Source organism: Pedobacter sp. GW821-FHT01D05, assembly GCF_059422505.1.
The window spans coordinates 807,648-822,323 of the sequence record NZ_JBWKXA010000002.1 but is presented as its reverse complement, the minus strand read 5'-3'; the positions used below and the strand labels follow the sequence as shown (position 1 = coordinate 822,323).

Here is a 14,676-nt window from a genome sequence, read left to right as displayed (position 1 = left end):
CCAGCCCTTTTTGAAAGAGCTGGGATTAGAAAATTGTTTAAACTTGCTATAATTTAATTAATATCCCAAAACAATTTGGTCGTTAATTTATCTTTTGAGGCCACAGCCTGATAGTTAGCGGTGTTATAAGAAATTTCACTTGAGGGATAAATCCATCTAACAGGTGGAGCTGTTTGCGGACTAGAATTATCAGGTGAAAAGCTTAAAGCCGGTAAATCTAAGCGGCGCAATTCAGCCCAACCTTCAATTGGTTCTACCACACTGTAATGAATCCATTTCTGTGTTGCTATTAAATTCAATTTAGCTGCGTTTGTTCCAAGCCAAATTACGGTAGGTTTAGCAATATAAAGGTTAATCTCTGCATCCGAAGTTGGTGTTAATGTACCGGCTGTGTTATCTTTACTAAAAGTTCTTAGCCAATAATAATAGTTAACAGATTCCTTTACACCTGTCTCATAAGCAGTTTTTGCAGCTCCATCGTTACCAGCTTTCAAATAATATTCTGCCAAAAGATAATTCACTTCAGCTGATGTGATTAACAAGCCAGGGAAGAACTCGTTTCGACTTAATGTAGATCTATTGTAAATGGCTAATTTACCTGCTGCGATATCAGCTGTCTGCGTTGTTGCATTTGCCAAAGGATCTAAACCCACATAAACACCAGCAGCACTTGCACCAGGCTCAAACATTGCCCTCAATCTCGGATCTGCAGTGGTGTTCATCATATCAATCATTTTTTTACCGGCAATATTTCCATTCCAATCCTCCAAACCAGTTCTGAAACCTTTAGCATTTATATCAGTGCCCAGATCATAAACTTTAAGTGCAATATTATCAGTATTGGTTAGAACCAAGGGATATTTTGCAGGATTGGCAATGATTGCTGCAATCTCTTGCGTTGCCCTTGTACTGAATTTAGTAGTTCCGGAAACACGTGTCAACATACGCAATCGAAGGGAGTTACAATATTTCTTCCATAAAGTAACATCTCCTTTATTGATTAAATCCTGCGCTTTAAATTTATCAGAAATACTTGCTGCAACTGTAAGTGTTGATAACTCATCAGAATAGGCCTTTAAATTGTCGAGCATAGTGGTATAAATATCATCAGCGTTTTGATATTTAGCATATGATGCACTGTAATCTCCTCCGTTTGAACTCAGCATTCCTGCTTCAGCCCAAGGAATATCACCATGTAAATCAACCACTTTTTGCGAATGATCGTAGAAGTAAATAGTTGCTGCCAACATATAAATTCTGTTAATCGCCTGTTCTGCAGGTGTGCTCGCATTGTAGATTTTCATAAATTCCTTATACTGCGCAAGAAAATTATAATAGTTATTCCACCTATCTGTAATACTGGCTGCACCTGGAACATATTGACCAATGGCATTAGTAAAACCAGTAACCTGATTGTAAACATGAACTGTTGTTCTTTGAATTACAAAATAGTTCCAATACGAAGGCACAACGTATTCCCTATTTGCATAAATCATGCCTGCAAACTGCTTATCAACTGATGAGGTAACTACTTTACTTGGATCCCTGTAAGCTTCCTCGAAGCTTGATTTTTTACACGAGCTAGCAAATGTCATTGCAATTGCTGCCGTAGTTATAAATGATAATGTCTTTTTCATTTTAGTTTTATTTAGCAATTAACAATAAGTTAAAATCCAGCTCTAAGCATTAAACCATAGGTTCTGGTTGCAGGATTTGATCCGGCGTTGTTAATGGTCTGTGTCCATCTTGATCCTGATGTCATTTGTTCCGGATCCAGATCTTTGATAGTTCTGTATACAAAAAACAGGTTACGCCCGAATGCCGATATCTGTACATTTTTAGCACCAATTGTTTTAGCAAACCTAACCGGAAGTTTAAATCCTAAGTTGATTTCCCGCATTTTGATGTAGTTGTTCTTCTTAACATACAATTCATATCTTGAATAGCTGTATTGCGGACCTCCCCAATTGTAAGTTTGAGTATAATAATAAGCTTGAGATATTACATTTGTATTGGTTTTACCATCAGCTGTAGCACCATCCATAAGCATACCATCATGATATACCCGTTCACCATTAGGGCCTGTACTGGCACTTGTTTGGATTCCCTTTCCACTTGCATCACGATAGTAGCTTAAACCACCACTAGCCGCGTCCATGTAATTTAAACTTTCCTCAAGCAAACCACGGCTAATCATCCAGTTAATACCGGTTGGCATTACGTGTCCGCCAAAGCGAAAATCCATTACAACATCTAATGAGAAGTTCTTATAGCTAAAGTTATTAATGAAACCACCTACCATTTTGGGCATTGCATTACCTGCTTTGATCATATTTACTTCATCAAGCTTATACAATCCATTATCATTAACAATCATTTGACCAGCTGCATTTTTTGCAACCGGGTGTACCATAATATCTCCCATTGGCTGACCGACAAAAGATTTTAACTGTGCTGCATTACCATCATAGTCTGCATGTAACAACTCAGTAGCTCCGTTAGCCAACGCTTCAACAACGTTCTTGTTGCTAGAAAAGTTAATGATGGTATTCCAGTTAAAAGTTGAACTTTTTATTGGCGAACCTGTTAACGCTACTTCGATACCTTGGTTTCTTAGGGTACCTACGTTAGCCAAAATTGAAGTGGCACCTGAAGTTGATGGTAAGGTAAGTGGTAAAATTTGATTTTTAATTTGGCCATTATAATAGGAAACATCAAATCCTACACGCCCCTTTAGAAACCTCATTTCCAAACCTAGTTCATACTCATTTTTACGCTCTGGTTCGATAAATTCATTTCCGTATGATCCTGGAATAGTAGTGTACAAAACACTTGCACCACCCTGCGCACCAAGGGATTGTTGGTTATAAGCCACGTTGGCTACATAAATGCCTGGGTAATTACCCACAATTCCCCATGATGCTCTTAACTTACCATAGCTAACTGCCTCTGGTAATTTAAATGCTTCAGAAAACACAAATCCTGAGTTTACTGATGGATAAACAAAACTATTCTTGTTCGGATTCATTGTTGATGTTCTATCGCGACGAACCGTACCTTCTACAAAGAAATAATCTCTGAAGTTGAAATTCATGGTTCCCAAAAGTGCATCTTTAACTAATCTTTGTCTATAATTTAAGCCTTGATTAAATCCAGCTCTATCTACAGAAGCATTTAGATCATACCAATTTCTAACACTTAAACCAGTAGTAGTTTCTCGTTGTAAAGATGTATAAGTTTCTCGCGTCGCCGTATAACCTCCTAAAACCGACATATTCAAATCCTTAGTTAATTTTTTAGAGTAGGTTAATAACGCATCTCCATACATAATTTTACCTTGGTAATTCGTGAATGCAAAGGATCCTGAGTTTCCGAATTCAAGAGGTCTTTCATTCGGGTTCATATTCTCTCTTTTTTGAGAAGTTACATCAGCAGAAGCTCTAACTCTAAGTTTTAAATCATCAATAATAGACCAGGTATTAGTTAAGCTACCAATTATACGATCACTATATTCATTCTCGGTATTTTCTCTAACATTCCAGATATAATCGGCAACATCAGCTTTGAAGCCCGGATAAATAATATTCTCGCCGGGGGTCAAACTCTGATTTTGATCCGTTACATATTTATAGCCCAAACTGGTTTTATATTTAGCATAGTACCAATCTGGATTATCAAAACGGCTAATCATACCCGTAAAGTTATTGATCATCCTATCAATCATAAATGGACGATTATGTGTATACTGATTGATGTAATTTACCACCACATCAGTTGTTACTTTGTTGCCTAATTTAATGGTACTATTTAAATTAGCGATGTTCTTCTCATTTTTTGCACCGTAACTTACACCTTCATTATCCTGACGGGTTAATGAGAAGCGAATATTTGAATTATCTGTAGCGTGAGAAATAGCCACATTAACATTCGAATTATTTGCTGTCTGAAAAAATTTAGAAAAATTATCTGTCTGAGCCTCGTAAGGTCTAATCTGCCCATCCCAAGTTAGCGTTGGCTTACCATCGAAAACAGGGCCAAAGTTTAATGTAAAAGCACCAACGCCTCTGGTTTCTGCAGTTCCATTTTTATCTAAATCTTGATAAACAAAACCATCAGCAGCCGTAACTACTGTTGTTAACCATGGTTGAGTACCTGGCCCTCTAACGTTTTGATATCTTGGCAAATAAGCCACCTTATCCTGAGAATAATTTGCATTGAAATCTACACTAAATCCTTTACCACCTTTACCACTTTTAGTGGTGATTAAAACAACACCATTAACAGCTTCTGATCCGTATAAAGCTGCTGCAGAAGCACCCTTAAGAATAGATATAGTTTCGATATCCTCATTGTTAATATCTAACAAACCATTACCACGCATACGTTGATCTCCCCAATAATCATTGTTATTGTACTCTCCGTCACGAATCGGAACTCCATCCAATACGATAAGAGGTTGAGTTTTATTGGTTATTGAATTTACACCACGAATGTTAATATTAACCCCACTTGTGGCGCCGCCCGTTGCCGATGAAATACGAACACCAGGAGCTTTTCCATACATGGCACCCGCAAAGTTCGTAGCACCCGCTTGTGTAATCTCCTTTGAAGAAATGGTGCTTACCGCATATCCCAAAGATTTGGCTTCTCTTTTAACACCTAGTGCCGTTACAACAACTTCACTTAATGCATTTGCATCTTCAATTAATGTTATGTTTAGTGTACTTTGTTCACCAATTGTTACTTCATTTCTACGGAAACCTACAGCAGTAAATACCAGTACATCATTAGGTTGTACATTTATTGAAAATTTACCAGATGCATCGGTCTGTGTTGCTCTGGATGTTCCTTTAACAGAAACGCTTACGCCAGGAAGAGCCCCTGAAGCGTCTTTTACCGTACCGGTAATATTCTTCTGTGCATAAGTTGTTATTGTAAATAAACATAACAACAGCATACTTAAGCACCTTAAGTACGTTTTTTTCATAATTTCTTAGTTTAGTTTAGTTTAAGATTAGTTAAGGTAGTGCGAGACTTGGTAAGTTGATTTTTATTTTTGCATATACATTGGTTTTATGTTTAAGAATCTCTTTAGTCAAATTGATTATATTCTACTGTTAAACTCCCAGCGGCCAATAATTCAGCTTCATCCGTTAGGGTAGAGAGCTTTATTTCGGTTTGTTCTGCTATTCGCGGAATACAAAACTCATGGATAGCTTGTTGGATTGGCGGCAAAAGCATTTTACCTGCCTTAGCCCCTCTTCCACTTAAAACAATACACTGAGGGTTTAAAAGATGGATTAATGTGGCTACTCCTTTGCCCAATTGAAAAATAGCTTTAGCTAATACTGATATGGCCACAGGGTCTTGCTGGCTTACAGCATGCAAGAAATGATCTGCAGGGTGTTTACTTTTATCTTTAAACAGTTTTTTCATGCTCGATTCAGCACCTCCGGCTATTGCTTCTTCTGCCCGCTTAGCCATTACCAATAAGGAAGTATCAACCTCTAAACAGCCTCTTCTGCCGCAAGAACACAAATTGTCGCTGTCTGAAAGCGGAATGTGACTAAACTCACCGGCACTGCCACTACTGCCGCGGTATAATTTGCCGTTTACAATTATTCCCAAACCTGTTCCCCAGCCAATATTAACCACCATTACATCTTTTAAATTAACAGCTTCTCCGAAATTTAATTCGGCCAGCGCAATCAGACTAGAATCATTATCTATATACACAGGTAAATTGATTTCAGAAGAAAGATAATTTTGTAAGGTTGTTCCTTCTTTAACTTTAAGAAAAGAGTGGTTAATTCCTTCATCGGCATTAACAAAACCTGGCATACCAATACCAACTCCTAAAATATCTGTTCTGTTGATTTCAGATTGATCGATACTGGTGTTGATGAAATTTACAAGATCGCCTATGTTGCTTTCATTTGATGCCAATTCAAATTCCAAGGTTCGAATTGGCGTAACCATTCTTCTTGAAAGGTCGTAAATGGTTAACCTGGATGTTAGCTGATCCATGGCGATGGCTACAATGTATTTTTTCAAATTTGGATTGATCAAGAACATTGCAGCCCTTCTGCCGCCTGTTGATGGTGCAAAACCCTCTTCTATGATATAGCCTTCAGCTATCAAATTATTAACCACAGTGGTAACCAAAGGCAAACTCTTTTGCGTCAGCTTACTCAAATCTGTAAGTGATAGCGATTTCTTATAGTATAAATGCTTAATAATACCAGCCCTTAGACGCTGATTTTTCTCTACAATTACAGACATGATATTTGATTACAGATCAAACTTAAAAAATATTTTTAAAACATCATAATACTTTTTAATTTTTTTTAAAAGTTAATTATCAATTGGCTATAAATAAAAAGGGCGAATAATCTTCGATTATCCGCCCTTTTTAAAGAATTATATTTTATTAATGAATCCCCATAAACAACCTGCTCCATCTTATTTTATGCAATAAAGATGCCGTACTATCCCAGCTCATCCAAACAAATAAAGCTTTGCCTACAATATGGTCTTCGGGCACAAACCCCCAATAGCGCGAATCAGCCGAATTGTGTCGGTTATCACCCATCATCCAATAGTAGTCCATTTTAAAAGTATAAGTAGTAGCTATTTTATCATTAATATACCAAACACCAGCTTTTTGCTCTACTTTGTTTCCTTCGTAAGTTCTAATAGCCCTGTAATACAGCGGCATGGTATTGCTATCGATTTTAACCGTCCATCCTTTTGAAGGGATTTTAATCGGCCCGAAGTTATCCCTGTTCCAAACCCTGTTGGGATCATTCGGAAAAACACCTCCTGGAACAGCTCCGGCAGGATCAGGACTTAAGGTAACTGATTTTACAAAATCAAATGCTTTTAATTTATCGGCAATTTCTGGCGATGCATCTACAACGTAGGTCTTATCTGCAATAGCTGGTGTTCCACCCAAATTTAAGTTAAACTCATCAAGCGCCGCATAATTAAAATCCATGGTTTTAAACTCGATGCGATATGGCATCATCCCCGTGTTTTTTAAAGGCTCATTTTTGCCGTTTACATTTGCAATACCATTGCTCATCGAAATTACGTCGCCCGGAATACCAATACATCTTTTAATAAAGTTCTCCCGTTTATCTACAGGGCGGTCTATTATCGTAAACGTGCTTCTCACCTGCTGCCGGCCCATGCTGCGTTCTAATGCATAATAACTTTCTGCCTGGTTTTCTACTGCAACAGTGTCTCCTTCGGGAAAGTTGAATACCACAACATCGTTTCTCTTAATTTTTGATAAACCTGGTAAACGGTGATATTTCCATTGTACACCGTCCCAATAAGCTTTGGTAGAAGTGGTTAATGGCATAGTATGATGTGCGAAAGGAAAAGCAACCGGAGTCATCGGGATACGTGCACCGTAATTAACTTTGCTTACAAAAAGGAAATCGCCAATAAGCAAAGATCTTTCCATCGAACCAGACGGAATGGTGTAAGCCTCGATAAAAAATACACGGATGATGGTTGCTGCTACTACAGCAAAAACAATTGCATCAACCCACTCACGGGTTTTAGTTTTTTTCTTCTTTGGGGCATCTTTTTTTCGTTGCCAGAATTTATAATTCATATATCTTTTTTTTGGTTTCGCGATTTATTTAATCGGCTACCTGTTATCTGTACTTCTTTTGGCGTGATTTCACTGATTGCGTGATTTCACAAATTATATTGTGCTTTGGTCTTTCAGCTTTGGACTTTATTCAAAAATATCAGTAATACTGAAAAATCCTTTTTTATCTTTTAACCATTCTGCCGCCACAACCGCACCTAAAGCAAAACCAGCTCTATTATGAGCCGTATGTTTAATTTCGATTTCATCCACCTCACTACTGTAAATTACAGTATGCGTGCCCGGGATATTTTCTATCCTATGCGATTCTATCAGCAATTGCTCTGCTTTCGGAAACAATTCAACATCAGTTCCTACCACTTCATTCAACCACTCCTGTTTTCTGTCCAGGTTATCTACAATCCCCTCTGCAAGGGTAATGGCTGTACCACTTGGTGCATCCAGTTTCTGTGTATGATGTATTTCCTCAACCTGAACCTCATAGGCAGGGTAGTTATTCATCAGCTTGGCCAAAGTTTGGTTAAGCTTAAAGAATAAATTTACGCCAATGCTAAAGTTAGACCCATAAAGCAGCGTATTGTTACTGTTGTTGCAATCGTCTTTCACTTCCTGAAGTTTGCCATACCAGCCTGTTGTACCTACAACGATAGGCACATTGGCATCAAAGCAGGCATCAATATTTTTTAGAACCGAATCAGGCGTACTAAAATCGATGGCTACATCAGCCGATTTTAAATTTTGTCTGGTTAAATCTTCCTGGTTATCGATCGTTATTTTTAAAACAATTTCATGGCCACGTTCTACTGCAAATTTCTCGATAATCTGCCCCATTTTACCGTACCCTAAAAGCGCAAGTTTCATCTGTTTATAGTTTAGTTTTAATGTGCTGAAGCGATCAGATTTTTCACCAAGGTAGTTGTTTTTAACGGTGCTCAAGAAGGCTTGAGCCGTTTATTCATCCCAGGCGTGGTTTGAAAAATCATGATGGTTTCATCTGTTTATATTTTTTCAGTTTCTATTCTAATTTTTGTGCTTAACCTTCGCAGTTAATTGGCCGCTCATCACCATTTAAAATGTTTCTCCTAATATTGAGTATCATGGTGGTTTTCGGTGTTAAAATGTCAGTGATACTTTTAATGCAGGCGTTGCATTGAAACCATACATTGAATTGGTATTAATTATAGATGGCATTACCTTAAAAGAAAGGTTATCATCAATATTGAAGAAATGCAAACGGGCTGCAACATAGGCATCAACTATATTAGCAAAATAAACCAAACCGTATGAGAACAATACAATCTGTTTATTTCTTCTATAGGTATCTTTACCGGTTGTTATTCCTTGTGTAGAATACCTTGTAGTTACCTTGTCTGCGTTTACAAATGGGCCATCCGGATTTGGTTTATCATTGTGATCGTTGCGATACTGCAGTTCTGTCAAGTAAAGATTATATTGTTTGCTACTTTCGATGTACGACATGGTTAGCACGGTTATCCCACCATAAATAGCCGCAATTTTGCCGCCGGTATACAGCTTTTGAAAAAACTGACTTTTTCCTGCTCTTGTACCATAACCATCGTTTAGCAATTGCATATTATACAATTGCCCCCACCCTGGTATAATCATCGATCTGAAAACAGCTTTTCTACCGGCAACCTTACCCGGGTTAACATATTTGGCTTTCATCGAATCCTTTCTGGTCATCGGTTTTTTAGCCGCCGTATCTAACGATTTAGATAATTTAATTTTCGAAGTATCAGCAGGTTTTAATACCGTATCCTTAACCTGCGCCGAGGCTAAGTTTACAAGAAAAAATGTAAATGCAGCAACCAGTATTAAAAGCTTAGTCTTTTGCATTACCAGTCTAATAACTCTAAAATTCGGTTTAAGTCGTCATCACTCATAAAAGGAATTTCTATAGCCCCTTTACCGTTCTGACTTACTTTTAACTTTACGCGGGTAGCAAATTTAGAGGCCAGATCGTCCTGTAATTTTTGATATTGAAAAGAAACAGCTTTTTCTTTCGATTTTTCACTGCCTTTTAAAGGTACATGCTGCAGATTACGTACAAGCTCTTCTACCTTGCGTACCGATAATCCTTTTTCTAAAATTTCCTGGTGGATAAACAATTGTTTGTCTACACCATCAACATTAATTAAGGCTCTTGCATGCCCCATGCTAATTTTCTGATCGCGGATGGAAGCCTGAATGGCTGGCGGAAGTTTTAACAAACGCAGGTAATTGGTTACCGTGGTACGGTTTTTCCCTACACGCTCGCCTAATTGTTCCTGTTTTAAACCTACCTCATCAATCATCCGCTGGAAACTCAATGCTACTTCAATGGCATTTAAATTTTCGCGCTGAATATTTTCGATTAAGGCCATTTCCAACATCTGTTGGTCGTTGGCACTACGGATGTAAGCAGGAATCTGTGTTAAACCAGCCAGTTTAGAAGCCCTGAACCTACGCTCACCCGAAATGAGCTGATATTTATTGGCTCCAATTTTCCTAACCGTAATAGGCTGTATTAAACCTTGTACCTTGATCGAATCGGCAAGCTCGTTTAAAGCTACCTGGTCAAATTCGGTACGGGGCTGGTATGGATTGGTTTCAACTTCAGTTAAACTTACGTGACTGATATTGCCAATCTGCTCGGTTTCGCTCACAGCATTTACCTGCTGTTTCGGCGGATGAGAAGATTCGCTATCATCTAAAAGCGCACTTAACCCTCTTCCTAAACCTGTTTTTCGCTGAAAAGATGTCATCTATAATTTATAAAGTTGCTGTTCCTATGTTTTCTTCTTCCTTTATAAGGCCGTTTTTCTTTACAATTTCGCGGGCAAGGTTTAGGTAATTAATGGCGCCTTTGCAATTCGCATCGTGCATAATTACCGAAACGCCATAACTAGGCGCCTCACTTAAACGCGTATTACGCTGAATAATGGTATCGAAAACCAGTTCGTGGAAATGTGTTTTTACCTCTTCTACTACCTGGTTTGATAAACGTAAACGCACATCGTACATGGTTAGTAAAATACCTTCAATTTCCAGATCAGGGTTTAAACGGTTCTGAACAATTTTGATGGTATTTAATAATTTACCCAAACCTTCAAGCGCGAAATACTCACACTGAACGGGAATAATAACCGAATCGGCCGCTGTTAAAGCATTAATGGTGATTAAACCTAAAGATGGTGAACAATCGATGATAATAAAATCATACTGATCTTTGATTTTCTCCAAAACCGCTTTCATTTTGTACTCGCGGTTATTCAGGTTAATCATCTCGATTTCTGCACCAACGAGATCGATGTGCGCAGGCAGTAAATCTAAATTTGGTGTATCCGTTTTTTGGATGGCCTGTAAAGGATCAATATCATTGATGATACACTCATAAATACTATCTTTAATATTCCGGGGGTCGAAACCGATACCTGAAGTCGAATTTGCCTGAGGATCAGCATCAACCAGTAAAGTTTTGTATTCTAGTACGGCCAAACTCGCAGCCAGGTTTATAGATGAAGTTGTTTTACCAACACCACCTTTTTGATTTGCTAATGCAATAATTTTGCTCATCTATGTATCCGAAATTTACTTAACGTTTATTTGGGCTGTGTTATTTATGCGTTTTAATTGGCAAAAAGTTCTATTTTTGCGTTGTTTACGGCCTTTTTCACAATCAGCTAAGATACAAACTATATGGCAATTTTAGCAAGAAGCATGTTTGGGTTTTACACATCTTATTAACAATTATCCATGATCACAATTATAGCTGCAACTAACAGGCCCAATAGCAATACGCTAAAAGTTGCTAAATATTACCAAAGGCAACTAAAAGAAAAAGGAGCTGATGCCAGTTTGTTCAGCCTGGAGCACCTGCCTGCAGATGTTCTGAACACGGATATGTACGGCAAAAGATCAGAAGCTTTTCAGGAAATCCAGAACATGATCAACGACACCGAAAAGTTTTTATTTATCATGCCAGAGTACAATGGAAGCTACCCAGGCGTATTAAAAGTGTTAATAGATGCCTGTAATTTCCCCGATAGCTTTTATGATAAAAAAGCTGCTTTGGTCGGAATTTCTTCTGGTAAATATGGTAACATCCGCGGGGTTGATCATTTCACGGGCGTTTGCCATTATATTCATCTGCATATTTTACCCTTACGTTTGCACATTCCGAATATTAAAACCGAGTTAGATGCAGCGGGTAACCTAAGCCAGCCAGATACAGTTAAATTTACCAATGAGCAGATCGAGAAGTTTATTAAATTCTAGTCTTCATTCATTTTTCTGCAGCCTGCAACCCCAAATCTTAGTACAGACCGCGCCACCTAAACCCGATGGAAGCGGCACGCAGTAAAGCGGACAGCGGGAATACATGATCCAAAACGCTCCGTAAACTGCTTTCCGAAAAAAACAAAAAATCTATTCTTTTTTTTGAAAAGCAAAGCCTGCATTTCATATGAGCGTCACTCCTGCTTTTCATTCCAAGTCCTCGCTGCGCTGCGGGCTTTCCACGTCAATCAGGTTTAGGGAACAAAAAACAATGGTTTAAACTTCCAGAAAAAATAGTCCATTATTATAAAAGATTTCTTTCATAATCTTGCAGCCCCGAATCTTAGTACAGACCGTGCCACCTAAACCCGATGGAAGCGGCACGCAGTAAAGCGGACAGCGGGAATGCATTAACCTAAATGCTGCCAAATCTGCTTTCCAAAAAACAAAAGCTCATTTTTTGTTTGGAAAAGCAATACCTGTATTTCATATGAGCGTCACTCCTGCTCATATCTGTTACAAGTCCTCCAGCGCTGCGGGCTTTCCACGTCAATCAGGTTTAGGAACGTAAAAACAGCGCACTAAACCTTCAGAAGCAATGGTTCAAAATGATAAAAACCCTTCCAAAATGAAAAGGTTTTTTTGCTTAACACAGCTACAAAAACATCCTATCAATCTAAAAAACAACAACTTAAACAACACCCTCAATCTACTGGCATAGCTATTGACTACAGGCTAACAGATGCTATTTATTTAACCTTTATTATATAATTTAGTTGATCAGGAAACAGATTTAATTATAACCTATTTTTACCACAAAAAAGAGAGAAATTGCTTTGCGTTAATAGCAAAAACCTCTCCTCCCTTTGCGGTTAAACTAAAAAAGTCATGAAACCATCAATGATTTTCAAATATCACACAATAAAATAAGCAAATCATGATAGCTTCATCACCCATTAAAAAAAACATAAACAGATGAAAATAAAAACCAAGCTCCGCCTCGGATTCGGGTTTCTCTTTATAATTGTTTTATCCTTCGGGTTAATCGCGCTCTTTTTCTTAAACGAGCTTTCCGATAAATCGAAGGTAATCCTTAAAGACAACTACAAATCGCTAAAGTATGTGGCCGCTATGCGCAATGTAATCGATCAGAACCAATTTCCATTAAGCAGTACTCAACTGGCTGTATTTATTAAAAATTTGAAAAACGAAGGGTTAAACATTACCGAACCTGGCGAGAAAGTGGCTTTCCAGAAATTAGAAGCGGCTTTTAGCATGCTGAACAACTCACCATCATCAGCCAATAAAGAAAATAGCATCAAAAATTTACGCGTTGCGCTGCAAAATATCGAACAGGTAAATATGAAAGCCATTTACGATAAAAATGAACTGGCTAATGAAACCTCATCAAGGGCAAACCTCTACATCATGATTGCCGCTACCCTGAGTTTTATTATCCTTTTTACATTCATTGTAAACTTCCCTGGTTTTGTGGCCAACCCGCTCGCCGAATTTAGTTCAGCGATTAAACAGATCAGTCGTAAAAACTATAAACAGCGCCTGCATTTCGAAAACGAGGATGAGTTTACAGAACTGGCAGATTCCTTTAACGGGATGGTGGTTAAACTAAACGAATGGGAAAACAGCAACTTATCTAAAATTAAATCCGAAAAATCGCGTATCGAAGCCATTATAGCACAAATGCAGGATGCCATAATCGGCTTAAATGAAAAGGGAGAAGTACTCTTTCTAAATCATTTAGCTGCAAAACTGATGAGCCTAGATGAAGATAAGGTTATTGGTCAAAACGTGGCCGAACTGATGCAAAAAAACGAGTTGCTTAAACGGATCATTAAACCCGAAACCGATGATAATACTTTAAAAATTTATGCTGATGATAAAGAATCTTATTTCCTGTTGGAAAACCGCGAAATCATCATCCCAAATTATGAAGAGCAAGACGAAAACACTTTAATTGCCTCTTCTAAATCTGCCGGAAGCGTTTACACCTTAAAAAATATTACGCAGTTTAAAGAGCTCGATGAAGCCAAAACAAATTTTATCGCTACGGTTTCGCACGAGTTAAAAACACCGCTATCATCTATCAAAATGAGCCTGAAATTGCTAAACGATGAGCGTGTGGGTGCCATGAACGAAGAACAGCATGAGCTGCTCAACCACATCAAAGAGGATAGCGACAGGCTGCTAAAAATCACCAGCGAGCTTTTAGATCTTTCGCAAGTAGAAACCGGCAATTTAAAACTCACTTTTGCCATAACCAAACCTGAAGAAATTGTAAGTTATGCCGTTGATGCCGTTAAATTTCAGGCTGAACAAAAATCAATTCAATTGGTGCTAAACTGCGACCAGAATTTACCTAATGTGAATGCCGATATCCAAAAAACAGCATGGGTACTGGTTAACTTTTTATCTAATGCATTGCGGTACAGTTCGGAAAAATCAAAAGTAATTATCGATGTTTTCCAAAAAGATAATTTTATCGAGTTCTCTGTGCGCGATTTTGGAAAAGGGATTGACGAAAAATACCAGAAAAGATTATTCGACAGGTATTTCCAGGTACCAACCGATGGTCAGAATAAATCGGGATCAGGATTGGGCCTTGCCATTTCGAAAGATTTTATTGAAGCCGAAAATGGAAAAATATGGGTAGTAAGCGCTATTGGCGAAGGCAGCAAGTTTTGTTTCAACTTGCCTGTTGTGGAGTAGGTTCTATTTCCTTTTAACCGCAAAGAGCACAAAGTTTTACGCAGAGG

The 14,676-nt window shown here is 38.1% G+C and carries 10 protein-coding genes; 2 read left to right on the top strand and 8 right to left on the bottom strand.

Features of this window, described 5'->3' with window-relative positions:
• Positions 1-53: 53 nt before the first annotated feature.
• The 8 genes from AC07VK_RS11640 to AC07VK_RS11605 form a co-directional block, all read right to left on the bottom strand.
• Positions 54-1,637, bottom strand: coding sequence for a SusD/RagB family nutrient-binding outer membrane lipoprotein (locus AC07VK_RS11640; RefSeq protein WP_492960553.1), 1,584 nt, complete (start codon positions 1,635-1,637; stop codon positions 54-56).
• 29 nt (positions 1,638-1,666) lie between these two features.
• Positions 1,667-4,987, bottom strand: coding sequence for a SusC/RagA family TonB-linked outer membrane protein (locus tag AC07VK_RS11635; protein WP_492954825.1), 3,321 nt, complete (start codon positions 4,985-4,987; stop codon positions 1,667-1,669).
• A 104-nt stretch (positions 4,988-5,091) separates the two neighbouring features.
• Positions 5,092-6,282 (bottom strand): ROK family protein, encoded by a 1,191-nt coding sequence (locus tag AC07VK_RS11630; protein ID WP_492960551.1) that lies wholly within the window; start codon positions 6,280-6,282, stop codon positions 5,092-5,094.
• 148 nt (positions 6,283-6,430) lie between these two features.
• Complete coding sequence (gene lepB / locus AC07VK_RS11625; protein WP_492960549.1) at positions 6,431-7,624, bottom strand: signal peptidase I; 1,194 nt, start codon at positions 7,622-7,624, stop codon at positions 6,431-6,433.
• A 126-nt stretch (positions 7,625-7,750) separates the two neighbouring features.
• Positions 7,751-8,485, bottom strand: a complete 735-nt coding sequence (dapB, locus tag AC07VK_RS11620) for a 4-hydroxy-tetrahydrodipicolinate reductase (protein ID WP_086547546.1) — start codon at positions 8,483-8,485, stop codon at positions 7,751-7,753.
• A 252-nt stretch (positions 8,486-8,737) separates the two neighbouring features.
• A complete protein-coding gene (locus AC07VK_RS11615; RefSeq protein WP_492954821.1) occupies positions 8,738-9,481 on the bottom strand; it encodes a DUF5683 domain-containing protein in 744 nt (247 codons plus the stop codon).
• On the bottom strand, positions 9,481-10,389 hold the full coding sequence (locus tag AC07VK_RS11610; RefSeq protein ID WP_492960547.1) for a ParB/RepB/Spo0J family partition protein: 909 nt from the start codon (positions 10,387-10,389) through the stop codon (positions 9,481-9,483). Before AC07VK_RS11610 ends, AC07VK_RS11615 begins: the two co-directional genes overlap by 1 nt.
• 7 nt (positions 10,390-10,396) lie before the next feature.
• Positions 10,397-11,200: a ParA family protein gene (locus AC07VK_RS11605; protein ID WP_492960545.1), complete on the bottom strand. Its 804-nt coding sequence runs from the start codon at positions 11,198-11,200 to the stop codon at positions 10,397-10,399.
• A gap of 180 nt (positions 11,201-11,380) precedes the next feature.
• On the opposite strand from AC07VK_RS11605, the gene AC07VK_RS11600 reads away from it, so the two are divergent.
• Together AC07VK_RS11600 and AC07VK_RS11595 are read left to right on the top strand one after the other, a co-directional pair.
• Entirely contained in the window at positions 11,381-11,902 is a 522-nt protein-coding gene (locus tag AC07VK_RS11600) for an NADPH-dependent FMN reductase (protein ID WP_492960543.1), read from the top strand.
• Positions 11,903-12,877: 975 nt separating this feature from the next.
• The gene (locus AC07VK_RS11595; RefSeq protein ID WP_492960541.1) at positions 12,878-14,629 is read left to right on the top strand and encodes a HAMP domain-containing sensor histidine kinase; all 1,752 of its coding nucleotides are present in this window, start codon (positions 12,878-12,880) and stop codon (positions 14,627-14,629) included.
• Positions 14,630-14,676 lie beyond the last annotated feature (47 nt).

Excerpts from the sequence above, each read along its gene's own strand:
- AC07VK_RS11605 (WP_492960545.1), bottom strand. The coding sequence starts at position 11,200 with ATGAGCAAAATTATTGCATTAGCAAATCAAAAAGGTGGTGTTGGTAAA.
- AC07VK_RS11640 (WP_492960553.1), bottom strand. The coding sequence starts at position 1,637 with ATGAAAAAGACATTATCATTTATAACTACGGCAGCAATTGCAATGACA.
- AC07VK_RS11600 (WP_492960543.1), top strand. The coding sequence starts at position 11,381 with ATGATCACAATTATAGCTGCAACTAACAGGCCCAATAGCAATACGCTA.
- AC07VK_RS11595 (WP_492960541.1), top strand. The coding sequence starts at position 12,878 with ATGAAAATAAAAACCAAGCTCCGCCTCGGATTCGGGTTTCTCTTTATA.
- AC07VK_RS11610 (WP_492960547.1), bottom strand. The coding sequence starts at position 10,389 with ATGACATCTTTTCAGCGAAAAACAGGTTTAGGAAGAGGGTTAAGTGCG.
- AC07VK_RS11630 (WP_492960551.1), bottom strand. The coding sequence starts at position 6,282 with ATGTCTGTAATTGTAGAGAAAAATCAGCGTCTAAGGGCTGGTATTATT.
- AC07VK_RS11615 (WP_492954821.1), bottom strand. The coding sequence starts at position 9,481 with ATGCAAAAGACTAAGCTTTTAATACTGGTTGCTGCATTTACATTTTTT.
- AC07VK_RS11635 (WP_492954825.1), bottom strand. The coding sequence starts at position 4,987 with ATGAAAAAAACGTACTTAAGGTGCTTAAGTATGCTGTTGTTATGTTTA.
- dapB (WP_086547546.1), bottom strand. The coding sequence starts at position 8,485 with ATGAAACTTGCGCTTTTAGGGTACGGTAAAATGGGGCAGATTATCGAG.
- lepB (WP_492960549.1), bottom strand. The coding sequence starts at position 7,624 with ATGAATTATAAATTCTGGCAACGAAAAAAAGATGCCCCAAAGAAGAAA.